Annotated in this window: 18 protein-coding genes and 1 pseudogene; 4 read left to right on the top strand and 15 right to left on the bottom strand. The window is 66.7% G+C overall.

Annotation, left to right across the window (positions count from 1 at the left end):
- The first annotated feature begins 478 nt into the window (after nt 1–478).
- Nucleotides 479–625, top strand: a pseudogene (locus AAGA68_22350) (integron integrase).
- Nucleotides 626–870: 245 nt separating this feature from the next.
- Here the strand turns inward: AAGA68_22350 and AAGA68_22345 are convergent.
- The 8 genes from AAGA68_22345 to AAGA68_22310 form a co-directional block, all read right to left on the bottom strand.
- Entirely contained in the window at nt 871–2,226 is a 1,356-nt protein-coding gene (locus tag AAGA68_22345; GenBank protein ID MEM9387811.1) for an L-serine ammonia-lyase, read from the bottom strand.
- An 85-nt stretch (nt 2,227–2,311) separates the two neighbouring features.
- Nucleotides 2,312–5,527 (bottom strand): bifunctional proline dehydrogenase/L-glutamate gamma-semialdehyde dehydrogenase PutA, encoded by a 3,216-nt coding sequence (putA, locus tag AAGA68_22340; GenBank protein ID MEM9387810.1) that lies wholly within the window; start codon nt 5,525–5,527, stop codon nt 2,312–2,314.
- Between the two features lie 121 nt (nt 5,528–5,648).
- On the bottom strand, nt 5,649–6,119 hold the full coding sequence (locus AAGA68_22335; protein MEM9387809.1) for an NUDIX hydrolase: 471 nt from the start codon (nt 6,117–6,119) through the stop codon (nt 5,649–5,651).
- A 6-nt stretch (nt 6,120–6,125) separates the two neighbouring features.
- Nucleotides 6,126–6,548 carry a S4 domain-containing protein gene (locus AAGA68_22330; GenBank protein ID MEM9387808.1) on the bottom strand — a complete coding sequence of 141 codons (423 nt, stop codon included), beginning with the start codon at nt 6,546–6,548 and terminating at the stop codon, nt 6,126–6,128.
- Nucleotides 6,549–6,597: 49 nt separating this feature from the next.
- Nucleotides 6,598–8,553, bottom strand: coding sequence for a GGDEF domain-containing phosphodiesterase (locus AAGA68_22325; GenBank protein ID MEM9387807.1), 1,956 nt, complete (start codon nt 8,551–8,553; stop codon nt 6,598–6,600).
- A 149-nt stretch (nt 8,554–8,702) separates the two neighbouring features.
- Nucleotides 8,703–10,265: a HEAT repeat domain-containing protein gene (locus AAGA68_22320; protein MEM9387806.1), complete on the bottom strand. Its 1,563-nt coding sequence runs from the start codon at nt 10,263–10,265 to the stop codon at nt 8,703–8,705.
- Nucleotides 10,262–11,158 (bottom strand): hypothetical protein, encoded by an 897-nt coding sequence (locus AAGA68_22315; GenBank protein MEM9387805.1) that lies wholly within the window; start codon nt 11,156–11,158, stop codon nt 10,262–10,264. The genes AAGA68_22320 and AAGA68_22315 overlap by 4 nt, the downstream gene beginning before the upstream one ends.
- Nucleotides 11,151–11,747: a sigma-70 family RNA polymerase sigma factor gene (locus tag AAGA68_22310; GenBank protein ID MEM9387804.1), complete on the bottom strand. Its 597-nt coding sequence runs from the start codon at nt 11,745–11,747 to the stop codon at nt 11,151–11,153. The genes AAGA68_22315 and AAGA68_22310 overlap by 8 nt, the downstream gene beginning before the upstream one ends.
- Before the next feature lie 122 nt (nt 11,748–11,869).
- On the opposite strand from AAGA68_22310, the gene AAGA68_22305 reads away from it, so the two are divergent.
- Complete coding sequence (locus AAGA68_22305; protein MEM9387803.1) at nt 11,870–12,496, top strand: gluconate 2-dehydrogenase subunit 3 family protein; 627 nt, start codon at nt 11,870–11,872, stop codon at nt 12,494–12,496.
- Complete coding sequence (locus tag AAGA68_22300; GenBank protein ID MEM9387802.1) at nt 12,486–14,156, top strand: GMC family oxidoreductase; 1,671 nt, start codon at nt 12,486–12,488, stop codon at nt 14,154–14,156. The genes AAGA68_22305 and AAGA68_22300 overlap by 11 nt, the downstream gene beginning before the upstream one ends.
- Here AAGA68_22300 and AAGA68_22295 read toward each other — a convergent pair.
- Nucleotides 14,153–15,433 carry a hypothetical protein gene (locus AAGA68_22295; GenBank protein ID MEM9387801.1) on the bottom strand — a complete coding sequence of 427 codons (1,281 nt, stop codon included), beginning with the start codon at nt 15,431–15,433 and terminating at the stop codon, nt 14,153–14,155. The two genes, AAGA68_22300 and AAGA68_22295, sit on opposite strands and share 4 nt — an antisense overlap.
- A gap of 29 nt (nt 15,434–15,462) precedes the next feature.
- On the opposite strand from AAGA68_22295, the gene AAGA68_22290 reads away from it, so the two are divergent.
- Nucleotides 15,463–15,903: an HIT family protein gene (locus AAGA68_22290; protein ID MEM9387800.1), complete on the top strand. Its 441-nt coding sequence runs from the start codon at nt 15,463–15,465 to the stop codon at nt 15,901–15,903.
- A gap of 14 nt (nt 15,904–15,917) precedes the next feature.
- On the opposite strand, the gene AAGA68_22285 is transcribed toward AAGA68_22290, so the two are convergent.
- Genes AAGA68_22285 through sppA form a run of 6 tightly spaced genes read right to left on the bottom strand, consistent with a single transcriptional unit; the run spans nt 15,918 to nt 23,348 of the window.
- Nucleotides 15,918–16,985 carry a glycosyltransferase gene (locus tag AAGA68_22285; GenBank protein ID MEM9387799.1) on the bottom strand — a complete coding sequence of 356 codons (1,068 nt, stop codon included), beginning with the start codon at nt 16,983–16,985 and terminating at the stop codon, nt 15,918–15,920.
- 32 nt (nt 16,986–17,017) lie between these two features.
- Complete coding sequence (locus AAGA68_22280) at nt 17,018–18,199, bottom strand: ABC transporter permease (protein MEM9387798.1); 1,182 nt, start codon at nt 18,197–18,199, stop codon at nt 17,018–17,020.
- 2 nt (nt 18,200–18,201) lie between these two features.
- Entirely contained in the window at nt 18,202–19,359 is a 1,158-nt protein-coding gene (locus AAGA68_22275; GenBank protein ID MEM9387797.1) for an FtsX-like permease family protein, read from the bottom strand.
- A complete protein-coding gene (locus tag AAGA68_22270; GenBank protein MEM9387796.1) occupies nt 19,356–20,090 on the bottom strand; it encodes an ABC transporter ATP-binding protein in 735 nt (244 codons plus the stop codon). Before AAGA68_22270 ends, AAGA68_22275 begins: the two co-directional genes overlap by 4 nt.
- A gap of 52 nt (nt 20,091–20,142) precedes the next feature.
- Nucleotides 20,143–21,459: an efflux RND transporter periplasmic adaptor subunit gene (locus tag AAGA68_22265; protein ID MEM9387795.1), complete on the bottom strand. Its 1,317-nt coding sequence runs from the start codon at nt 21,457–21,459 to the stop codon at nt 20,143–20,145.
- Entirely contained in the window at nt 21,456–23,348 is a 1,893-nt protein-coding gene (gene sppA, locus AAGA68_22260) for a signal peptide peptidase SppA (GenBank protein ID MEM9387794.1), read from the bottom strand. The genes AAGA68_22265 and sppA overlap by 4 nt, the downstream gene beginning before the upstream one ends.
- Nucleotides 23,349–23,351 lie beyond the last annotated feature (3 nt).

The raw sequence follows: 23,351 nt of genomic DNA, 5'->3' as shown, positions 1-23,351 counted from the left end.
CGCTTCCGAGGCGATGACTGTAGGAGATCACTGGAACTCCGGATGCGTTCCGAGCCACATCGAATGTCGGATGGGCGTTAAAGGCGCCAAGGTAGCGAAAACCTTGCTCTAGCGGTTCGAATACGTAGATTGATTTAGCCGCGTTTCCGACGCCTCGAATCTCAAGACGCTCAGCCACACCATCGAGATCAAGATCTTTCAGAGCACTATCGGACTCAACCGGTCGCTCAGGATCAGGGCGACGCCCGTTTACAGCAGTGAAGCAGCGGTCCGCCCAGCCACCCGGATCAAGCACCGGCACCTCAAGCGCGTGCCTCGGACACTCGGTACTCGCTAGCGAATCTGTCGCCGCGACCAGCAAAAGAAGTACTGTGATACCCCGCCTCATGGGCCGCCTAAACGCTCTAGCACAGATGCGCTTGAGGCGAGGGCCGCTCCGGCGAGGGCCGCTCCGGCGACGGCCGGAGTGGTGCTCGGGTCAAGCGCCACTCACCCGCTTCAGCGTGGTGCGCATATCCGCACGGTGAAGGAACAACTGGGCCACCGCTGCGTACGGACTAAGCAGATCTACACCCACGTGGTAGACCGCGGGGCGATCAACGTCCGCTCGCCGCTCTCAGATCTCCCGCCGAGCGAGCGTCCGACCGATGCCCTACGCTCCTACGCGACCACTCCGACGCCCTCGCAGCCGCCCCAGAAGAACGCGACGCGGGTGGCCTTACCCACCGAGGCGACGCCCACCGACACGACGCATACGAGCAACGCACTCACGGACCCTACGCCCATAGACAGCTCCCCTACCCTGCTACGGAGACTGCTGGGTCAGCTGGAAGATCTACTGAACCGGAAGTCCGGCGACTGACCCGACCATTAGCACTCGATGACGTTCACAGCGAGGCCACCGAGGGAGGTTTCCTTGTATCGATGGGACATATCCTCGCCGGTCTGGCGCATCGTGGCGATCACCTGATCAAGGGAAACCTTTTGCACGCCGTCGCCGTGCATGGCCATGCGCGTGGCGTTGATCGCCTTGACGGCGCCCATGGCATTGCGCTCGATGCACGGGATCTGCACGAGGCCGGCGATGGGGTCGCAGGTGAGCCCTAGGTTGTGTTCCATGCCGATCTCGGCGGCGTTCTCGATGTGCGTGTTAGAACCGCCCTTGGCGGCGACAAGGCCGGCAGCGGCCATGGAGCAGGCGACGCCTACCTCGCCCTGACAGCCCATTTCGGCGCCGGAGATAGAGGCGTTCATCTTGTACAGCATGCCGATCGTGCCGGCGACTAAGAGGAAGCGACGCACGCCTTCGATGTCGGCGCCGTCGACGAACTGCCAGTAGTAGTGCAGCACGGCGGGCACGATGCCGGCAGCGCCGTTGGTGGGCGAGGTCACTACCTTGCCGCCGGCGGCGTTCTCCTCATTCACCGCCATGGCGAACACGTTGACCCAGTCGGACTTGTCGGCGTCGCCTTTGAGTAGGCGCGCGGCGAGCTTGGCGGCGCGGCGTCGCACAGCCAAGGAGCCGGGTAGCACGTCCTCCCGCGACATGCCCCGCTGCACGCAGTTCTGCATCACCTGCCAGATCTGATCAAGGCCTTTGTTGACCTGATCCTCCGTACGCCAAGCGGTTTCATTCACCATGGCGAGCTGATCGAGGCGCAGGCCGTCGGCCTCGGCGAGGTTAAGCAATTCGCTGGCGCTGTGGAAGGGGTATTTGATCTGGACCGTGTGGCCCACTACCTGCTCTAGGGAAGCTTCTCCGCGCGTGATGAAGCCGCCGCCGATCGAGTAGTACTCCTCGCTGCGCAGGGTCTGGCGCTCTGCGCTGAAGGCGACGAAGCGCATGCCGTTGGGGTGGCGTGGGAGTTGCTCGCTGCCTATGAAGACGAGGTCGTTGGCCTCTTCGAAGGCGATGTCGCGCTCCCCAGCTAGACGCAGGCACTTGTCCCCGCGGATACGTGCCAAGACAGGTTCGATCGTGTCAGGGTCGATCGTAGCGGGGGCGGCGCCTTCTAGGCCGAGAAGCACCGCGCGATCGGTACAGTGACCACGGCCCGTGAGCGCTAGGGATCCGAAGAGCAGCACTTCTACCCGATTGACGTCGCCCAGCAGGCCGTCCGCCAGCAAGCCCGAGGCGAACTCCCTGGCTGCGTTCATCGGGCCCATCGTGTGCGAACTGGAGGGGCCTATGCCGATCTTGAAGATATCGAAAACGCTGATGCTCACGGCGCGAACTCCCCTGTCTGCCGACTCAGCCGATCGAACGTCGCCGGCGTGCGCGAGGGCCTCGCGCTCGCGACGCCGTTCTACTCTACTCTGCGTTCAAGGAGAGCAGGCTCGCGTTGCCGCCCACGGCGGCGGTATTAATGGTGACCGTATGTTCGTGTGCGAAGCGGTGCAGGTAGTGCGGACCGCCGGCCTTCGGACCGGTGCCGGAGAGGCCGCGACCACCAAAGGGCTGCACGCCCACCACTGCGCCCACCATGTTGCGGTTCACGTACACGTTGCCAGCGCGCACGCGACTGGCGACGTACTCACCCATCCCGTCGATGCGCGAGTGCACGCCTAGCGTGAGGCCATAACCGGTGCCGTTGAGGGAATCAAGCACCGTATCGAGCTTGCCGGACTCATAGGTCAGCACGTGGAGCACGGGGCCAAACACCTCTCGCTCTAGCTCGTCGATGCTCTCGATTTGCAGCGCGGCGGGGCCGACGTAGTGACCGTGCTCCACGGCGGCGCCCGGACGACGACGGAACAGCACCCGCCGGGCGGCGGCGAAGCGATCGATGTGCCCGCACAGCATCTGCTGCGCACTGCGATCGATGGCGGGGCCGACGTCGGTGGAGAGCAGGCCGGGGTCGCCGATCACGAGTTGCTGCGTATAGCCCTCGAGCAGCTCGAGCACGCGCGGGGCGATCTCCTTCTGCAGGGCGAGCACGCGCAGGGCGGAACAGCGCTGGCCGGCGCTGTTGAAGGCCGACTGCACCACGTCGAGCACCACCTGCTCGGGTAGGGCAGAGCTGTCGACGAGCATGCCGTTCTGGCCGCCGGTCTCGGCGATCAGTGCGGCGATGGGGGCGTTGCGCGCGGCGAGCGCGCGGGAGATGCCCCAGGCGGTCTGCGTGGACCCTGTAAAGGCGACGCCGTCCACGCGCGGATCCTGCGTGAGGCGCGCGCCGACCACCCTGCCCTCACCTGGCAGGAACGCGAGTACGGCGTGAGGAACGCCGCAGTCGTACATCAGCTCCGTGGCGCGGGCCGCGACCAGCGAGGTGGACTCCGCGGGTTTGGCGATGACCGCGTTGCCCGCCGCGAGGGCTGCCGCCACCTGGCCGGTGAAGATCGCCAAGGGGAAGTTCCACGGGCTGATGCAAACGAACACACCACGGCCCTGCAGCTGCAGCGTGTTCTTCTCGCCGGTGGGGCCAGGCAGAACCGTGGGCGCGGCGAACTCGCGCCGGGCCTGGGCCGCGTAGAAGCGAAGAAAATCGATCGCCTCGCGCCACTCGGCGATTGCGTCGGGGATGGTCTTGCCGGCCTCGCGCACGCACAGGGCGAGGAGCTCACCGCGATGCTCGACGAACGCGTCGGCCACCCGCTCGAGAATCGCAGCACGCTCCTCGGCGGGGGTGCGGTCCCATTCGGGATGCGCGCGGTAGGCCGCCTCGAGCGCGCGATCGGCGCCGGCGTCGTCGGCGAAGTGCACCTGGCCGATCACTCGCCGAGCATCGCTGGGATCGGTCGAGTCCACTTCGCGGGTGCCCACGGCCTGGCCGTCTACCAGCGCCGGCGCTTGGCGCGAGCGCCCATCCATCGCGGCGCTCATCTCTTGCGCCAGACGGCCGAGCTCCTCGGGGTCGTGCAGGTTGATACCGGGCGCGTTGCGCCGATCGGGGAACATGGCTTCGGGCAGGTGGATCCGCGGATGGGGAATCGTGCGCGCGGCCTCGATCACGTCGACGGGCTCCGCGATGATCTCATCCACCGGCGCCTGCTCGTCCACGATGCGGTTGACGAAGGAGGTGTTGGCGCCATTCTCGAGCAGGCGTCGCACCAGGTAGGGCAACAGATCGGCGTGACTGCCGACGGGCGCGTACACGCGGCACGGCACGTTCAACTGATCCTCGCCGATCACCTCCTGGTACAGCTCCTCGCCCATGCCGTGCAGGCGCTGGAACTCGTAGCCGTAAGCGGGCGCGCCCGGGCGCGCCTTGGCGATGCAGTAGATGCTGGCGAGCGTGTGGGCGTTGTGCGTGGCGAACTGCGGGTAGAGGTGCGGGCTCTTTAGGAGCAGGCGCCGTGCGCAGGCTAGGTAACTGATGTCCGTCGAGGCCTTGCGCGTGAACACGGGGTAACCGTCGAGGCCTCGCTCCTGCGCACGCTTGATCTCCGTATCCCAGTAGGCGCCCTTGACCAGTCGCACGGGGATCAGCCGGCCCTGCGAGGCCGCCAGAGCCTCCAGCCAGCCGACGCCCTTCAGCGCCCGCTTCTGATAGGCCTGCAGGGCAAGGCCGAAGCCGTTCCACCCGTTCAACGACGGCTCGCGGAAGACCCGTTCGAACACCTCGAGCTGCAGCTCCAGCCGCTCGGCCTCCTCCGCATCGATGCACAGGCCAATGCCGCCCTCGCAGGCCTGCTCGGCGAGGGACTGCACCCGCGGCGTGAGCTCCGCGAGCACGCGCTCTCGCTGGGCCAGCTCGAGGCGCGGGTGCAGGGCAGATAGCTTGACGGAAATGCTAGGTGCGGTGATCTCGCTCTGCCCGGTTTCCTTGGCCTGACCGATCGCCTCGATGGCGCTGGCGTAGGCGTCGAAGTAGCGGCTTGCGTCCTCGGCGGTGAGGGCGGCTTCGCCGAGCATGTCGTAGGAGTAGCGATAGGCGGCGTTGTCGCGGCCGCGGGCGCGCTTAAGCGCATCGCCGATCGTGCGGCCCATCACGAACTCGTGGCCCATGATGCGCATCGCCTGGCGCATGGCCTGGCGCACCACGGGCTCGCCGACACGGCCGGCCAGGCGCGTGATCAGCTGGCGCGGCTCGCGCACCACGGCATCCGTGTCCGAGCCGAGCAGGCGCCCCGTGAACATCAGACCCCAGGTGGAGACGTTGACGAAGGTGGAGCTCTCCCCGTCCAGGTGCCCGGCCCAGTTGCCGGCACCGATCTTCTCGGCGATGAGCTTGTCCGCCGTGTCGGCGTCGGGAATGCGCAGCAGCGCCTCGGCGATGCACATAAGGAGGATGCCTTCCTGCGAGGAGAGGTCGTACTCCTGCAGGAAGGCGTCGATGCCGCCGTAGGATCCCCGCGTGCGACGCACCGCCTCCACCAGGCGCATGGCGATCTCGCGCACCTCTCGGCGCAGCCCGTCCTCCGGGCGTGCGAGGGCGACCAGGGCCTGCACGGACGCTGTCTCATCCGCCAGATACTCGCCGCGCAGCGCCTCGTGCACGCTCGGCCAGGGGCGGGCATTGGCGCAGAGCACGAGCGGCGTCGGGGCCGTCGGCGTCAGGGGATCGTGGGTTGCCATAGTCATCTCCGTTCCACCTCTTGGGCGTGCTCACACTGCGCGGCAGGGTGCGCCGTGGAGCAGACGCGGATTGTACAGGAGAAGCGCGCTCAGCCCGCCTCGTAGAGGGGGGCGCAGGTGGCCTGAATCAGCGCGCAGGAATGGCCAGGCTGGTGCCGATGCGGGGCGCCACGCGGGCCTTGCGATCGAGATGGTCACGCACGGCCCGATAGTCCGAAAGGATAGTGTCGTGATCGAAGGCGAGCGGCGGTGGCGCGTCCGCGGCGAAGGCGCACGCGATGGCCGCATCGTCGCCCCCGAGGGGCTCTCCGTGGGCCGTGCCCACGTACACCACTCCGATCGTGTGCCCCCGCGCGTCGCGAGCGGGCGAGGAGTAAAGACCCAGCAATGCGTGCAGACGCACCTCGAGACCGGTCTCCTCGAGCATCTCGCGCCGAGCCGCCTCCTCGAGCGTTTCCCCCACGTCGACGAACCCTCCCGGCAGCGCCCAGCCCGGCGGCGCGTGGGCGCGCTCGATCAGCACGATGGGGACATCGGGTCGGTCCACGAGTTCGATCACCACGTCCACGGCAATCTCCGGTGTTCGCGGTCTCGGCATGGCGGCCTATTCGGGCGGCGTATCGCCGCCGCGGCGGATGCGAGCGAGCTGACGACGCTCTTTCTTATCGGGCCTGCGCTGCGGTGCCGCCACGAGCTGGCGGGCGAGGTGCCGTTGCGCCGCTTCGCGCTCCCGGCGCTCACGACTCTCGTCGGTCTCCCTGTAGAGCTTGGCTGCGTCCGTCGCACTCCCACGTCGCTCGCTGATCGCCTCCACCACCACTTCCATCATGGTCGAGCCGCGCGAGATCATCACCCGGTCGCCCACCTTCACTGGGCGAGAGGACTTCACTCGTTCGCGCTCCACGTGCACGCGCCCCCCACTCACCGCTTCACTGGCCAGGGAGCGGGTCTTGAAGAATCGAGCGGCCCAGAGCCATTTGTCGATGCGCAGGCGTGCATCTTCCTGCGGCTTCGCCTCGTCAGCCATGGGGGCACCGTAGCGCGCCGCGGCCGGAAGTCAAAACGCGCGGGAGGCTCTACCAGACGTTTAGCAAGCGCTCCACGTTGCCCTCTTGCGGCAGGCAAGCGGAGTAGTCCGCCTCCCAGTCCACCTCGCTGGCGGGCACGGGATGACAAAACAGGTAGCCCTGAGCGAAGCGCACGCCGGCATCGGCCAGGTACGCTGCCACCGTCTCGTCCTCCACCCCCTCGGCCACCACCTGCACGCCCAGCCCCTGGGCCAGGCCGATCACCGAGCGGATTACCGCTTGCCGGGCCTCCGCGGTCAGCCCTGCTCCGCTGATGAAGGAACGGTCGATCTTGAGGTAGTCGAGCGGCATCCTCACTAGCTGTCCGAGGGAGGAGTACCCCGTCCCCACATCGTCGATCGCCACCTGCACTCCCAGCTCTCGCACCCGAGCCAGCGCGTTCCAGGCCCGTTCGCGCTCCTGCATCAGCACTGCCTCCGTGACTTCCAGCAGCAGGGCGTCGCCGCCGAGATCGAACTGTGCCAGCGTGTCGCTCACGCGTGCGGCAACATCCTGACGCAGAAGCTGGCGAACGCTCACGTTCACCGCCACCCGCACGCCCTCTCGCCCCTCGTCACGCCAGGCGCGTACCTGACGCAGCGCTTCGGTCAGCACCCATTCGCCGATCGGCAAGATCAGGTCCGACTGCTCGGCCACGGGGATGAACGTGTTTGGCGACACACCGCCCAGCGTAGGATGCTGCCAGCGCAGCAGCGCCTCGACGCTTTGCGCGCTCTGCTTCGGCAGATTCACCACAGGCTGGTAGGCGAGGGATAGCTGACCGCGCGCGAGCGCGTGCGTAAGCTCCGCCTCGATTGCGGCGCGCTGGTCCATGCGTTGCTCATCGTTGTCACGGCTGAAGCACACGAGGTGCCGATGGCCCTCACGCCGCGCTTCGCGCAGAGCCTTCTCCGCGCCGCGCACGAGCGCATCGGCATCGTCCGCGTGATCGGGATAGAGCGCAAACCCGCCATGGACATCCGGCGCGTAGCGTTCTCCGTCTACCTCGCAGGGCACGTCGAGGCAGTCCATTATGCGTTTACCTAGGAGTGTCGCTTGGTCCAGATCGGTCACGCGCCGCGCCAACAGGACGAGTTCGTCACTCACCAGAGCGCAGGCCAGATCGTCGCCGCGCACCCGCTCGGCCAAGCGCTGCTGGGCACCGCTCAGCACCTCACGCCAGCGCTCACCCGCGCCGTCATCGCCGTGGGCCCAGCCAGGTCGCTCCAGGGTGAAGAAGTAGAGCACCGAAGGCCCCTCTCCGGGGGCTCGGCGCGTACCGACGTCAAGGGCGCGTTCCAGCTTGGTGCGAAGCTCGCGCCGTCCCACCAGCGCCAGGGCAGGTACCTCGCGCATCTGGGTCAGGGCTGCCGAGGTGACCGCCACGACCGCGCGCAGCATGCGCAGCAGGGTGAGCCCGGCGACCACCAGCACGGCGGCCCCGAGGACGAGGATCGTGGAGAGCAGCGAGGTGAGTGCCACCTGGTAGGCGCCCGCTAGCGCCGCGTCGTAGCGTCGCGTCAAGGCGCCGATCAAGGCCGCCTGAGCGCTGATTGCCGCTACGTATCGCGGCTCCAAGGTGCCGAGCGCAACGTCGCCGGTGGGCAACGAGCGAAGCTGAGCGATCAGCGCCTCAGCGGCGCTGGCCCGCTCGCTACACAGGCCATTGAGTACGCGTCCCTGTCCCTGCGGGGCAAGCAGGACCCGCGTCGTGGGCGAGAGCGCAGCGAGACACTTGCTAGCCTCGCGCTCCACCTCACGCAGCACCCCGCTCAGCTCCTCCACGCGAAGCGCTTGCACTTGGCCAGGCATCATCGCCTCTTGAAGCGCCACCACGGCTTGGGTGGGACGCTGGGCGGCGAGCGCCCGGGCCCCGTCGCTGCTCACCTGCACCAGTGCCAGGGCGCACACGGCGCTTAACGCAAAGGCGATAATCATGATCGTAAGCAGGCTGCGGGACGGCATAGGTGACCTCGACGCTCGCTATCCTCGTAAAGCGGCCACCGTGCGCTCTTCTCGCCGCCCCTGCTTGCGACTACGTCAAGGACCCGACAGGCGTCAGCACCGAGATGAGCGTCACCGAGACGCCCATCACACTCTTGCGGGTTCTCCCCCTACGAGCCAGCGTCTAGGATCTCCAGGAAGACCGCCTCGGCAGCGTCACCGCCGACTAGACGTAATCGCTCCACCAAGAGGGCTCGCTCCCGCGTATCGTCGGCCCGGCGATACAGGCTGACGAGCGTGTCACCATCGTCCATAGACACGAGCGTGTCGGCGATAACCTGCTGCACCGACGGCGACCCGCGGTAGCGAATGAAGAGATCGTCCAGGGCCTGCGCCGTCTCTGCCGTGTTGCCAACCACGGCCAAGGCCCGCACGGCCCGCTTGACCACACCCGGGTCGTCACTACCCAAGGCGATGTCGACCAGCATCTGCGTGTCCCCAGCCAGAGCGAAGCCGTCGAGGATGGCCGCTTGCACGCGCGGCGACTCCTCGTCGCGATAGAGCGTGCGCAGCTCATCGAGGGCACTGAGCATGCCCAGATGGCGAACCACGTGGGCCCGCAGGTCAGCCGAGGGCTCTCGCGAGTACACCGCGAGCAACCCATCCACATCTTCACTCAGCATCAAGCCTTCGATCGCCGCACGGCGCAACTGAACGTCGTCCAGCTCCTCGTAGACGCTCAGCAAGGCACGTGCCCCCGCTTCCGGCCCGTCGGACAGGCCCAGCAAGCGCAAGGCCTCGCGTTGTAGCTCCTCATCGTCGGCGCTGCGCACTGCCTCGAGGAGAATCTCAGCCGTATCGGGGTGATCCGTGCGGCTGAGCAGCGTTAGCGCCTGGCGACGCGCAGGAGAACTGCTATCGCCCGTAATGAACTCCCTTAGGTAGTTCACCGCTCGATCAGGGTTGGTTTCCATCAACCCGTCGAGCGCCAGCAGTTGCAGCTCCTCCTCTACGCTGATGCTCTGCTCCTCCTCCCAGGCTTCCTCCCAGCTCTCTTCGAAGCTCTCGATAGCCTCGGCGAGCACCTGCTCGATCTCCGTGCCGATGTTCATGCTGGCAAGCTCGTTCATCACCTCGTCGAAGGCCTCGCCCAGGCCGAGATTTCGAAGCACTTCAGACGGCGCCTCGGGGGGCTTCGGCGGCTTCGGCGGCGCCTGCACATCGCCGGACTTACGCGCCAGCTCCACCCGCAACGCCAGGGCGTCATCGAAGAAGACATCGCGCGGGAAGCGCCGGAAGAAATCGCTCAGGGACTCGAGCGCATCGCTGATGCGACCACTCTCCGCATCCACGTACGCGAGCCAGTAAAGAGGCGCTCCCGAGCTCAGCTCTTCCGACTCACTCAGGGCGCGGAATCGCTCCCGTGCCACCTCCAGACGGCCCTCGTCCAGGGCTCGCCGCGCATCGCGCAGGGCTTCGTCAAAGGCCTGCCGGCGCTCACGCTCGGCGCGTGCTTCTTCGCGCACGCGATCTCGCTCCTCACGCGCCCGTTCGCGAGCCTGACGCGCCTCCTCGCGAGCCAGCTCGCGCACCTCGCGTTGGATCTCGGCCCGCTCATCCTGCAGCACGTTGCTCTGCGGGTCGGGTTGCGCGTGCAGCGCCGTCAGTGGCAGTGCACCCACGTTCAAGGCGACGGCGACCGCAAACGCTCGGGTCCATCCCAGGGTCTTCATGATGCTTCCTCCTGCGAGAATTCGATGGGTGAGAGGGCACGCGCGCCGTCCGCTTGCTGCGCCCGCACGCGCGGCAGCAGCTCGCGCGTCGCAATGCTCTCTCGCAGTGCGTCCACGTACTGCGGCGACGCGCCACCTCGACCATTGGCCAAATCGATTAGAATAGGTTCCAAGTCACCTAGCAGATTGCTAAGCCGCTCCTGGCCCGCCCGCTCGGCAGCAAAGCGATACAACCGGTTCGCTGTGAGCAGCGTGCGCGCCCATTGGCGCTCGGCCTCCAGGGCCTCGTCAGTCATGCCCAGCGTGCCCCCTAGGGCACTCGCCTGCAGAGCCGACGCATTAGAGACATCCACCAACAAGCGCTCACTCGCCCCTAGGTGGCGTTGTACCTGGGCGAGCAAGACCCGCTCGCGCACCTGCGGATCGACGCTGGGAGCGCTCGAGGCGCTCTCCGGTGAAGCCGTGGCCACCGCCCCGGAAGGCGCCCGAAGGGCGCTGCGCTGGCCTGCTTGGAAGGACACTGTGGCCACGGCCACGAGCAGGCTCGCGGCGAGCGCCATCCATAGCGCCTGGCGCGGCGCTTCCGTGCCGGCTGGGGGCACGTAGGTGGCAGCCTCGCTCGGCGCAGGTGCCGACGTCGGCGGTAGCTTGGCCGCGACGCTGTCCCATGCACGGCTCGCGATGTCCTCGGGTACCTGTGCGCGATCGTGCGACTCCCAGCGCTGCTCAACCGTGCCGAGATCGGCGCAGAGGGCGTCGTAGCGCGCCCGCAGACCCGGATCGAGCAGCTGCGCGCGCACCTGCTGTCTACGCTCCGGCGGGAGTTCATCGTAAAAGTAGAGAATGAGATCGTCGTCCATTGCGGGACCGTTTGGATTAGGTTGATCAGGCATGGCTCGCCAACTCCTGGTGGTCCGCGAGCGAGACGCGGAGCTTACGCACTGCGCGCAACACCGCTTGCTTGACCGAGCTCTCGCTGACAGCCAGCTGTTCAGCCACCTCGCGCACGGCCATCTGCTCGAAGTGGCGAAGCACGAAGGCGAGGCGTTCCAGGCCAGAGAGCTGGTGCAGGGCCCGCGCCGTCGCCTCACCGGCGAGCTCGCTCGCCGCCTCACGCTCAGGGTCCGCCACCCCCTCAGCCGCCACCGTGTCCAAGGGGTCGAGCGCTACGCTGTCGGCCACCGGTATCGGTTGCGCGCGCCGCTCGTCCCACGTGCGCTCGCGCCGCACCAGTTGGAGCGCCGCGTTGACGGCAATCCGATGCAGCCAGGTGGAGAAGCGGCTGCGCTCCTCGAAGGCGCCTAAGGCCTTGTGTGCACTCAAAAACGCCTCTTGCATGGCGTCCTCCGCCCGGTGTGCGTCGCCCGTGATGCGAAGGCACACCTGGTAGACGCGCGGAGCGTGCCCATTCACCAGCATGCGGAAGGCATGCTCGTCGCCCTCAGCGGCACGGCGGGCAAGTTGGGCTTCTGGCTGTTCCATGGAGCCTTCGATGCAACGAACGGGCGCCTGGTTAGCACCGGGGGGCGGATTGGCTCTTCTCAAGGCCCCTGGGCCCAGTTAAGTTGATCTTATAGGCCCAAAACTACGACGGATCTTCCCTGATGCAAACGGACCAGTCCCGGCGTCGCTTCCTGCACACCGGCACCGGCGCGGTCAGCGCGAGCTGGCTTGCCGCCCAGTGGCCCCTCGCGCTAAAGGCCGCCGAGCAGGCGGCGGCGGCTCGGGATTCGCAAAGGCCCTTCCAACACCTCGGCACCGCGGAGGCCAAGGACTTCGAGGCCATCGCCGCCCGCATCGTGCCGACCACGGACACGCCAGGGGCGCGCGAAATCGGCGTCATCTACTACATCGATACCGCCATCGGCGGCTGGATGGAAGGCGTCGAGCAGATGCTCAGGCCAGCGCTAGCAGACCTCAACGCCACGGTGACTGAACGCTACGGCGCCCAGCACTTTCACCTTCTGGATGGCGAGGCGCAGGACGCGCTGCTCGGCGAGATCGAAGCGGGTCCTCTCTTCCAGACACTTCGCTTCATGACCCTGTGCGGCTGCTTCGCCCTGCCGAGTTACGGCGGCAACCGCAACCGCCTTGGCTGGGCACTGATCGGCTTCGATCATCGCCACGTCTGGTTCCCGCCCTTCGGTCACTACGATGCTGGCCACCACGAGGCCAGGGCCGCCGCGCCCGCGCCGAGGCAGCACAGCGAGCCTCAACGCCATGGCCGGTAGTCCCACCTATCCGACCCGCGAGGCTGTGGACTTCGTCGTAATCGGCTCCGGCGCTGCCGGCGGTGTGATGGCACGAGAGCTTTCCGTGGCCGGCTTCAACGTGGTGGTGCTCGAGCAGGGCCCCTACCGCAGGGCCCATGACTTCACGCACGACGAGATCGGGGTGGTGTTCCAAGGAGAACTGTCGCTCGACCCGGCGGAGCACCCGCAGACTTTCCGCGCCCGTCCGGAGCAGAATGCCGAAGTGCCACCGCAAGGCGCCGGCTTGCCTCCGGCTTGGTACGCCGCCGGAGTCGGCGGCTCCAGCGTGCACTTCACGGGCAACTACTGGCGTTTCCGCCCGGTCGACTTCAAGGAAAGGTCACTGCTCGGCGAGATCGAAGGCACCACCTTCGCCGACTGGCCCCTCACCTACGAGGAGCTCGAACCGTACTACACGCGCGTGGATTGGGAGATCGGTGTGTCCGGCGCGCCGGGGCCCTTCGACCCGCCACGCTCCCGGCCGTACCCCGTGCCGCCCCTGCCGCTCAAATCCTCGGGCGCCATCCTGGAACGCGGCGCGAAGGCCTTGGGCCTGCATCCTCAGGTTGCTCCCATGGCCATCCTCTCCAAGCCTCACAACGGCCGACCCGCCTGCATTCACTGCGGCTTCTGTCTGGGCTTTGGCTGCGAGATGAACGCCAAGTCCTCCACCCTAGCCGCCATGATTCCCCAAGCGGAGGCCACGGGCCGCTGCGAGATCCGCACGGGCTGCACCGTGATGCGCCTGGAGCACGACGAGCGCGGGCGCATCCGCGATGTGGTGTACCTGGACGAGAACGGCGTCGAGCAAGCCCAGCGCACGCGCGCCGCGGTGCTGAGCGCCAACGGCGCCGAGTCCGCTCGCCTACTCCTACTCTCGCAGAGCGCCCAGCACCCCGACGGCATGGCCAACGGCAGCGGCATGGTCGGTAAGAACCTGATGTTCAACGCCCACTCCGCCACCCACGCCTGGTTCGAGGAGCCACTCAACGAGTTCAAAAGTGTTCAGTGCACGCGCATCGTTCACGACTTCTACGAGACGGACCCCAAGCGCGGCTTCTACGGCGGCGGCGGCATCGACGCTCGCCCTCTCGTAAACTCCTGGCCTATCCTCTTCGCCATGGGCGGCATCGCTCCGGGCCTGCCCACCTGGGGGGCCGAGTACAAGCGTCTGCTGGAGCGCTACTTCACCCGCAACATGAGCGTGCTTGGCAACTGCACCTCGCTGGCAATGGAGCGCAACAGCATCAGTCTCGACCCAGAGCTAAAGGACGTCTTCGGCCGCCCCGCGGTGCGCGTCACCTACGAGGATCACCCGGACGATCTGGCCACCGCACGCTTCATGCAGGACCAGTCCGTTGCCATCCTGGAAGCAGCCGGAGCGCAGCGCCTGTGGCGCGACGAGGTACGCCCTTCCACGGGCGGCCCGCACCTGCTCGGCACCTGCCGCATGGGCGACGACCCTGACCGCTCCGTGGTCGACCGCTACCACCGCGCCCACGAGGTGAACAACCTCTTCGTAGTCGACGGCAGCAACTTCGTCACCTCAGGCCGCGGGCAACCGACCATGACCATTCAGGCGCTCGCCTTCCGCGCTGCCGAACACATGACCAAGGCCGCGCGCGCCGGGGAGATCTAGAACAACGCTGGATGGTAAACCGACAGGCGGCTCAGTAGGTTCGGTTGCTCGCGCAGCTCACGGCGCACGCGCTCACAGGCGGCAATGAGGAAGGGCTCGTCCTGGAGCACCGTCTCCAGGCGCTCGAAGAGATTGCGCACCATATCGCCGGACTCGAGGCGAAAGGCGTTGACGCCACCAAACAGCGGCGTTGGGAAGCGCGCCGCGAGCTGCGCGCGACGGCTCTCGTCGTGCGCGGGATCGCCCACGATGAGGCGCTCCGTTTCCGCCAGCTTGACAGCGTTCACGAGCACCGACAGGCCCAGCGCACCGGCCGCGTGGCCAAGGGGCGCATGGTCGGCGTAGCTGTCGAGCACCGAGACCAGCCAGCGCAAGCTCAGCTCACGCGCCAAGAAATCACCCGTCTCCGGGTGTAGCGTCAATGCGAACAGGGCACCTCGCGTGGCATCTAAATCCACCCCGCGACGCAGGTGGACCACCAGCTCCGCTACCCGCAGGCAAAGCGCCGATGCACCATCGAAGTCCGCGCGGATGGCCTCCAGCTGTGCATCGAGACTGCGCTCTCGTCCCGTCACCGAGATGGGCGAGCTATGTCCTGCTAAGCGTTGCGCCATGAGTGCACGCACCCCATCCGGCAGCGGTTTGTTGGCCGCAAAAGCGGGCACGACGCGAGGACGATCCGCCGGCGGCATGACCGCCGCCGCGCTCGTGGCCATGGAGGCGTTCAGTGGCCGGGTCCAGGCGTCGTCCCCCAGCGCCTCAGCGCCGACGGCGCCGATTCGCTCGCGAAAGCGGCGGAAGTCCTCGGTCGCGTTTTCCAGGTGCACCTTAAGGTGATGTGCTTTGTCGCGAAGAAAATGCCTGATGTTGCCGTTGACGGTGTCCACCAAGTCCAACGCCATTGCCTCAAAGTCGGGCCTATCATCAAGACCCACGTACACCCCCCGCGTCCACGCGTGCAGCAAAAACCCCAGGGCACGGCGCCTCGCATAGCTGCGCGCGGTAGCGTGGCGATCGCGCTGCAGGTGGACGTAGCAGGCCGCATCCCCGAAGCGCTCGTGCAGACGACCGAGAAAGAAGCTCAGGCGGTTGTCGACTTCGATATGGCCCGGCGCATAGGCGAGTCGCTGCGCACCCGCCTGCGCGAGGCGCGTCTCGTGACCGCTCGTGTAGTTGTCGATAGAACGCTCGCAGGCGTGGGCGAAGGTGAGCGACCCACAGCGCCCCGTGCACAGCACGAACACTTGCTCGAAACGTCCCTCGACGCGCGCGCTCATGATCGTCCCCGCCGTGCTAGGGTCGCCCGATGAGCGCCCGCATCGACCCAGCCGAGCCCTGCCCCTTCTGCGAGCTGCTTCGCCAGGGCATGGACCACCCCGCAGCCATCGCTCGCCTGCGCAGCGGCCTCGCCATCCTCAACGTCGATCAACGATACCGTGGCCGCGCCGTGCTGATCTTCGACCGCCACGAGGACACCATCGATGCGCTCACGGCGGTCGAGTTCGCCGCCTTCGGCGAGGACATGCGGCGCTTGTCCCGCGCCGTAGCCGTGGTGGGTCGGGCCCATCGCATGAACCAGGCCCTGCTCGGCAACGTCGTTGGCCACGTCCACTGGCACATCATCCCGAGACGCGAAGATGACCCGAATTGGGGCGGCCCGCCCTGGCCCGTGGAGGCGTCGCAACCCCTGGCGGACGAAACCGCCTACCGCACCCTCGCCGAGCAGATCGCCGAGCAGATCGCCTGATACAGCTGCCCGCCTCACCGCCACACCACCTGTCGCTTAGCCATAAAGGCCAGCGTACCGGCGGCCACGGCGGCGTTGACCACGGTCATGTAAACCCCGTAGCCGAGTGCATCTCGGCGCGAGAGCTCCAGGGGTTTCGCCAACCCTAGCGACTTCACTGTCCACACGGCGTAGAGCAGCGGCGCAAATGGCATGAGCGCCGGCCAGACCAGTGCAAGGGGTAAGGTGGCGAGAAACGCGAGGTCCGCGAACGGCACCAGAAGGTGGTAGTCCAGGCCATGCCCCTGACGTTCCTGCGCCTCCAGAAACCCATAGGTCCAGCGCCGCTTGCGGCGGAAGGTCAAGCCGAGGTCTCGCGGTTCCTCAGAGAACACGAGTGCTTGCGGATCGATGCGCAGCAATCCGGCCCTACGCAGGCGGGCGTTGATATCGAACTGAGGCGAGAGCCCCTCGCGAAATGGGAAGCGCTCAAAGATCTCACGACGCATCGCGAACAGGGCTCCGAAGTTATCTGGTCGCAGCGCCAGCAAGGCCCGCTCAAAGGTGGCTTGCCGGGTCCAAAAGCTCTCCTTAGGGTTCGAGACCCGCTGCACATAGTCGATCGCCCCAACCTCGGGATGCGCATCGAACACGGCCAGAGTGCGCTCGATGAAGTCCTCGCTGACGTAGCTGTCAGCGTCCAGGAACAACAGCACATCGCCCTGCCCGAGGCCGGCGCCGTGATTGGCAGCCGCCGCCTTGCCGCCGTGATCGATCTGCGCGAGCACGTCGATACGATCTCCTAGGGCCTGCACGGCAGGCCAGGTCTGCCCGTCCGTAGATCCATCGTCCACCACGATCACCTGACGGGATGGATAGCTCGAGCGCTCGATCGAGGTCAGCGTCTCCCCCACCGAGTCGCCCATGTTGTAGATCGGGATGACGACATCTACGCTGGGGTGCCCGCTGGCTGCTGTCGGCGGGGCCTGGGCACGAGCCTGCCGACCCGTCGCCCGCGCGAGCCGTAGCAGATGCCGCAGGTCTCGCAGGTCGTAGAAGACCACCCAGGCGAACCCTGCCCACAGCACGAGCACCGCGAGCACGCCCAACACGTCCGTGGCCAGCCTCGCGAGCGCTAGCGCTCGCGCAGGGCATCCGTCACGGGCAGGCTGGCCGCCCGTAGCGCCGGCAAGAAGCCGCCGATGAAGCCGAGACCCAAGGCCAGCACCAGGCCCGTGACGAGCAGCTGCGGCGTCACTGCAAAGGCGAAGGCCACCTGGCTGAAGGTGGTGTTGTTCAAGGTCGACACCGTGAAGCCGTCGAACAGCACGTAGGCGATCGCCGCCCCGAGCAGGCCACCCAAGAGGGCGAGCACCAGCGCCTCCACCATCACGGACATGATGACGGCCCCCGAGCCAAAGCCGAGGGCACGCAGCGTCGCAATCTCTACCGTGCGTGTGGAGACGGCCGTGTACATCGTGTTCAACGCGCCGAAGATGGCCCCGAAGGCCATGATCGCACCTACCACCACGCCGAACACCATGAACAGGCCCGTGTTGGCCTCGCTCTGCTCGCGGTAGTAGGCAGACTCGCGGAAGACATCCACGCGCAGGCGATCATCATCGTCGAGCGCCTGCTTGTAGCCGTCGAAGGCCGCCGCATCCTCGAGCTGTACGCGCACCGACTGATAGCTGTTGCCACGGCGAAACGCGGACTGGGCGACGGGGGCGTCCACCCACACCTCTGACTCGAAGGCATCGCCGCCAGTGGTGAAGATGCCCACTACCTCCCAATTGGAGTTGCGGGCCTTGAGCACATCGCCCACGGCCAGGCTCTGGAACTGTCCGGCCACGGAGCGCCCGGCGATCATCTCAGCTCGCCCGCTGTTGAACATGCGTCCTTCGACGATCTCGAAGCTGTCCCGCAACAGCGGCCCGCTCTCCCCAACGCCGCGCACGGAGAGATTGGCCGTGGAGTCACTCGCCCGCTTCGGCACGTCTGCGACCACCAGCACCTCGGCGCTGACCAGGGGACGTCCGTCGCTATCCCGGGCCACCCCAGGCGCGCTCGAAATCACATCCAGCTCTTCACGCGACAGCCCACTGGTGAGTTCGGTAGTCGAGCTGTTCTGCAGCACGAGCACGCGGTCGTCGCTGCCCGCTCCCTGCATCGTGGCGCGAAAGCCTACGGCCAGGGACAACAGGGCAGTCAACACCCCAACCACCCCGGCGACGCCCACCACGATCACCATGGAGGATCCGAAGCGCGAGGGAATGCTGCGCAGGTTCATCCACACGACGGCTAGCAGACTGCTCATCGCTAGCGACCTCCCAGGGCGTCGACGATCGACAGGCGCATCGCCCGTAGAGACGGCAGCAGCCCCACACCTAGACCAAGCGCCACCGTGAGCGCGAGCCCAAGCAGCACGGACTGGGTAGTGAGCGCAAACCCGGGCAGCACACCGGAGAGCGCGCCAGCCACGGCCGGCTCGAGGCCCATCGCCACCAACAGCCCCGCACCACCGCCTATCAGCGCGATGAGCACGGACTCCGTTAGCACCAAGGCCAGTACGCCGCCATTGGTGAAACCCAAGGTCTTGAGCACAGCGAACTCGGATGTCCGCTCGCGCACGGACTGACCCATCGTGTTGGCCGTGAGCAGCACGATGGTGAAGAACACCGCGCCCAGGATCGCCGAGACGATCAAACCGATATTGCCAAGCTGCCGCGCGAAGCTCAGCTGAAAGTCTCGCTCCGTGGCCGTTTTGGTTTCGTTGTCGCTGTTCAAAAACACCTGGTCGATCGCCGCTGCCGTGTCCTCCGCCACCTGCGGGTCCTCCATTCGCGCGATGAACCAGCCGACGAGACCGCGTGCACCATCGCCGCGCACTTCGTCGAAGTAGTCGTAGTTGATGAGCATTAGCGGACCGTTGGTGCTGCCCTTGGGCCACTCGAAGGTGCCGACCAGATCGAACAACCAAGGTTCGTTGTCCGGCGTGCGCCAGATATCACCAATGATCGGAATTCGCTGACCAACGCTCCAGGCGTAGCGCTCTGCCAGGTCGCGCGTGACCAACACTGCGGTGCGCTGATTGCGAAATGCCGCCTTGGCCTCATCGCTGATGATGGCCTCATCGTATAGCTCGAAATATCCCTCCGGGTCGACGGGGAATTTGGCGAAGAAATTGCTCTTGTCCTGGTAGACGCCGCCGAACCAAGTCGAGTGCGTGACGCCTGAGACACCCTCGACGGCGGCGATGCGCGCCTCATGGGACACCGGCATCAAATCGATGATCGAGTATCGGCCCGTGGTGATCATGCGGTCTGCGCCGTCGATGCCCACCCCCGCTGTGAATGCCGTGTTAACCGCCTGCAGAACGCCAAACAGGAAAAAGGCAGCGAACAGGGACCCTAGCGTGAGGCCTGCGCGCACGGGGTAGCGAAACACGCCGGCCAGAATCAGCCCAAGGAACTTCATGCGGAGGACTCCGCCAGCAGCTGCCCCTTGTCCAAGGTCAAGGTATGACGAGCTTGCTCCGCAGCCTTGTGATCGTGCGTCACCATGATGATGGTCTTGCCGAACTCCTCGTTTAGGGTGCGCAGGAGGGCGAGAATCTCATCGGCCGTTGCACGGTCCAGATCACCGGTCGGCTCGTCGCAGATCAGCAGCTTCGGATCGGTCACCAAGGCCCGCGCAATGGCGACGCGCTGCTGCTGACCTCCGGAGAGTTCCGCCGGCCGGTGCTTGGCGCGCTCAGAAAGCGCCACGATCTCGAGCGCCGTCTGCGCCCGGCGTCGCCGTTCCTTGCCCGACATCTTCTGCAGCAGCAGGGGCAGCTCCACGTTGCGCAGCGCAGAGAGGACGGGCATCAGGTTGTAGAACTGGAAGATGAAGCCGACGTTGTCGGCCCGCCAGCGCGCGAGCTGCGCGCCCTTCATCTGGTCGATGCGCTGATCGTCGACCGTGACCGTGCCTCGAGTCGGTCGGTCGAGGCCACCGATCAGATTCAGTAGGGTGGACTTGCCGGAACCGGAAGGCCCCATCAGGGCGATGAAGTCGCCGCGTGCGATATCCAGCTCAAGGCCATGTAGCACGGCGACTTCCTGGCGGCCGCGCCGGTAGGCCTTACCCACCTCGCGCAGGCTCACGATCGAATCGCCGAGCGCACGGTCCGAGGGTGAACGACCACCTCGACCGGCTGCTTCGATCGGCACTGCCGACTCGCTACTGCTACCCACGCTGATTCTCCTTCATCTACCGTTAGGGGTTCGCCACCATGACGCTGGCGCCGCCGTCGAAGGCGCGCACCAGCGCCTCGTCGACGCCGAGCACAACCTGCTCGCCTGCCTCCACGCCGCCGAGCACGCGACGCCGGCTGCCCCGAGTCTCGCCCACACGCAGCTCCCGCACCTCGGCCCGCGCGCCCATCACCACGTAAGCTACGGCGCGTGTTCCGTCACGGTAAATGGCATCACTCGGTACGTACAGGCCCGCTCGGACGTCCCCCTCATCATCGTCCTTCGAGGCGATCCGAGAGGGTGTAGGGGTCTGCTCGCCCTGGCCGGCCAAGAAGGCTACCCGCGCCCCCATGTCCGGCAGGATGCGCGCATCGCGCTCGAGCAGGCGAATGCGCACACGTACGGTGGCGCGATTTCGATCGGCCGCCGGGATGATGGTGATGACCTCGGCCGGGATGCGCCAGTCGGGGTAGGAGTTGAGGGTGGCCGTCACGGGCTGGCCGGCGCTGACCCGACCGAGGAAGGACTCGTTGACATCCACCTCCACTTCCAGGGAATCCATGTCGACTAGGGTGCAGATGCCCGTGCGGGTGAAGCCGCCACCGGCGGAGACCGGCGAGATCATCTCCCCCGGCTGTGCCGCCTTGTCGATTACCACTCCCGCAAAGGGGGCCACGATCCGCATGTCCTCGAGCTGCCGTTCCTGTACGGCGAGGGACTTAGCCGACACCTCTACATCGCGCTGCTGGCGCGCGAGGCGCGCGGTGAAGGTGTCCTCGTCGGCGAGGGCCGCATCGAGCTCTTGCTCGCTGGCGAGACCGCGGCCTTGGAGATCTTCGATGCGTGTGAGATTGCGCTGCGCCTCGCGCAGCTGAGCCCGGGTTTCCTCGAGAGCTGCCTGGCTCGCAGCCAACTGGGCCTGAGCGAGTTCGACGGCGGCCACGAGCAGGGTGTCATCGAGGCGCGCGAGCAGCTGCCCTTCCTCGACTGCCATGCCCTCCTCGACCAGCACTTCCACAACCCTGCCGGTGACTTCCGAAGATACGGTGGCCTGACGCCGGGCGGTGACGTAGCCCGTGGCGTCGAGCACGGACTGCGTTGGATCGCTCAGCGGCGCACCGACGCCGTCCTCGCCCAGTCGCTCCACCGACGCCACGCGCACAGTCACCGGCGCTGGCGTACGGTTGAACCACCAGCTCGCCGCAGCGCCCATCACCCCGGCGAGCACCATGAGCGCCAGCACCGCCCACAAGGACAGGCCGCCACCACCGCTACGCGCCGCCGGCTCCGCGCGCTCAATGCTCAGCTCGCGCAGCAGAGCCTGGCGGTCATCGCTCATAGCTGCGGGCTACAGTGGCAGTAGAGGTAGATCCCGCGAGGATCATTCCACTGCTGCATGCGCTCCCAGTCGTTGCGCAACTGCTCCGTGACTCGGTCCAGCTGCACGGCGAAACCACTCGCGTCGCGACGCCGGGTCCGCAGCTCAAGCACCTCACCAACACGCAACCCAAGGCGATTTGCTAGGCGCGTTCCGGCGCGGGTGAACTGCATGATCAGTGCTTCGCGGATGCCGATCTCCTGGCCCACATAGGCCACGCTGTAGTCATCGGCGATCTCCGCTCGGCGCGCCGCGGCGCCGATCGCCTCCTGTAGGCTGCCCATGCCGTCGACGAGCTCGAGGTCCAATGCGGCCGCGCCTAACCAGACGCGCCCGCGAGCAGCCGCGTCCACGTCGGCCAGGGGCAGTTCGCGTGCGTTGGCGACGCGACCGATGAAATCAGCGTAGCCGTTCTCGATCGAGCGTTGGAGGACCTGACGCGTCTCTTCGTTGAGGCCGCGGTCCGGTCGCAGGGCACCGGCCCAGGGGGTCGTGCCGACGCCGTCCACGTGCACGCCCAGCCAGTCGAGGCCTCGCTCAAAGGTGGGAAACACCGCGCCGATGCCAATCGAGCCCGTGATCGTCACGGGACTGGCGTAGATCTCATCCGCATCCATACTGATCCAGTACCCACCGGAGGCGGCGACGTTGCCCATTGACACGACCACCGGCTTGCCCGCTTCTCGCAGCTCACGCACCTGCTCGGCGATGATCTCCGAGGCGAAGGCGCTGCCGCCGCCGCTGTCCACGCGCAGCACAACCGCCTTTATCGCCTCGTCTAGGCGTGCTCGGCGCAACAGGGAAGCGGTGGAGTCACCACCGATCATGCCAGGCGGCTGGGTCCCATCGACGATGTCTCCCTTAGCTAGCACCACGCCCACCCGCGCCGGGCGCTGACGCTCGGGCGACTCTGCGCGACGTGCCGCGAGGTAGTTCTGGTGATAGGTGCCGCGCCAACCCTTGTCGCGCGGATCCACGCCGGTGATCTCGATCAGATGGGCGTCCATCTGCGAGCGGGTCGCGAGCTGATCGACCAGTGACATGGACAGGGCGACGGAGGCGAAGTCACCATCCGACTCGTCTAGCAGGCGTGGCAGCTGCTGCGTGTAGCGATCGATCAGCGTGCTGTCCATGGCACGCGCCGTGGTCACGTCCGCCTGGTAGATCTCCCACAGGCCGCTGAGCCATTCGAGCGCGTTCTCCCGGGCCTCGGGCGACATATCATCGCGCAAGTAGGGTTCGACAAAGGACTTGTACTCGCCCACCTTGAACACGTTCACATCGACTAGGAACTTCTCCTGCGCCGCCTTGTAGTAGGTGCGGTACGCGCCGAAGCCCTGCAGAAACACCACGCCCTCAGGATGCATCAAGATGTCGTCCGCGAACGCGCCCAGGTAGTACTGGCCTTGGGTGTAGTTATCGCCGATCGCCACCACGGGTTTACCGCTGCGCTTAAATCGCTCGATGGCATCCGCAACATCGCGCAAGGTGGCCATACCGGCGCCGCCCATGGCGCCGAGCTGCAGCACCAGAGCGTTGATGCGGGGATCACGAGCTGCGTAGTCGATCGACTCGATCAGATCCCGAGTGAGCGTTTGGTCGACCCGCGATCCGAGGAACTCCTGCCAGGCCCGCGTGGCTGCATCGCCGTCGAGCTGGTCGACGAGATTGCCGACGGGTGCCAGCACCAGCGCGCCCGGGCTCATGACACCAGGCGGGGTCTCCACCAGCGCCACTACGCCGATGGCGAGAATGCCGAGCATCAGCACTAGATGCACGATGCGGCGCACCCCGTCGAGCCCGCGCCACAGGCCACCGAAGAGGCTGAACAACCAGAAGCGTTTTGCCATCAG

The sequence above is a fragment of the Pseudomonadota bacterium genome (assembly GCA_039193195.1).
Classification (GTDB): Bacteria; Pseudomonadota; Gammaproteobacteria; order Steroidobacterales; family JBCBZW01; genus JBCBZW01.
The sequence above is the reverse complement of the archived record's forward strand: the minus strand, read 5'-3'. Positions and strand labels throughout refer to the sequence as shown.

Bases quoted from the DNA above. Each gene is read 5' to 3' on its own strand.
- putA (MEM9387810.1), bottom strand. From the start codon at position 5,527: ATGACTATGGCAACCCACGATCCCCTGACGCCGACGGCCCCGACGCCG.
- AAGA68_22335 (MEM9387809.1), bottom strand. From the start codon at position 6,119: ATGCCGAGACCGCGAACACCGGAGATTGCCGTGGACGTGGTGATCGAA.
- AAGA68_22330 (MEM9387808.1), bottom strand. From the start codon at position 6,548: ATGGCTGACGAGGCGAAGCCGCAGGAAGATGCACGCCTGCGCATCGAC.
- AAGA68_22325 (MEM9387807.1), bottom strand. From the start codon at position 8,553: ATGCCGTCCCGCAGCCTGCTTACGATCATGATTATCGCCTTTGCGTTA.
- AAGA68_22320 (MEM9387806.1), bottom strand. From the start codon at position 10,265: ATGAAGACCCTGGGATGGACCCGAGCGTTTGCGGTCGCCGTCGCCTTG.
- AAGA68_22315 (MEM9387805.1), bottom strand. From the start codon at position 11,158: ATGCCTGATCAACCTAATCCAAACGGTCCCGCAATGGACGACGATCTC.
- AAGA68_22310 (MEM9387804.1), bottom strand. From the start codon at position 11,747: ATGGAACAGCCAGAAGCCCAACTTGCCCGCCGTGCCGCTGAGGGCGAC.
- AAGA68_22305 (MEM9387803.1), top strand. From the start codon at position 11,870: ATGCAAACGGACCAGTCCCGGCGTCGCTTCCTGCACACCGGCACCGGC.
- AAGA68_22300 (MEM9387802.1), top strand. From the start codon at position 12,486: ATGGCCGGTAGTCCCACCTATCCGACCCGCGAGGCTGTGGACTTCGTC.
- AAGA68_22295 (MEM9387801.1), bottom strand. From the start codon at position 15,433: ATGAGCGCGCGCGTCGAGGGACGTTTCGAGCAAGTGTTCGTGCTGTGC.
- AAGA68_22290 (MEM9387800.1), top strand. From the start codon at position 15,463: ATGAGCGCCCGCATCGACCCAGCCGAGCCCTGCCCCTTCTGCGAGCTG.
- AAGA68_22280 (MEM9387798.1), bottom strand. From the start codon at position 18,199: ATGAGCAGTCTGCTAGCCGTCGTGTGGATGAACCTGCGCAGCATTCCC.
- AAGA68_22275 (MEM9387797.1), bottom strand. From the start codon at position 19,359: ATGAAGTTCCTTGGGCTGATTCTGGCCGGCGTGTTTCGCTACCCCGTG.
- AAGA68_22265 (MEM9387795.1), bottom strand. From the start codon at position 21,459: ATGAGCGATGACCGCCAGGCTCTGCTGCGCGAGCTGAGCATTGAGCGC.
- sppA (MEM9387794.1), bottom strand. From the start codon at position 23,348: ATGGCAAAACGCTTCTGGTTGTTCAGCCTCTTCGGTGGCCTGTGGCGC.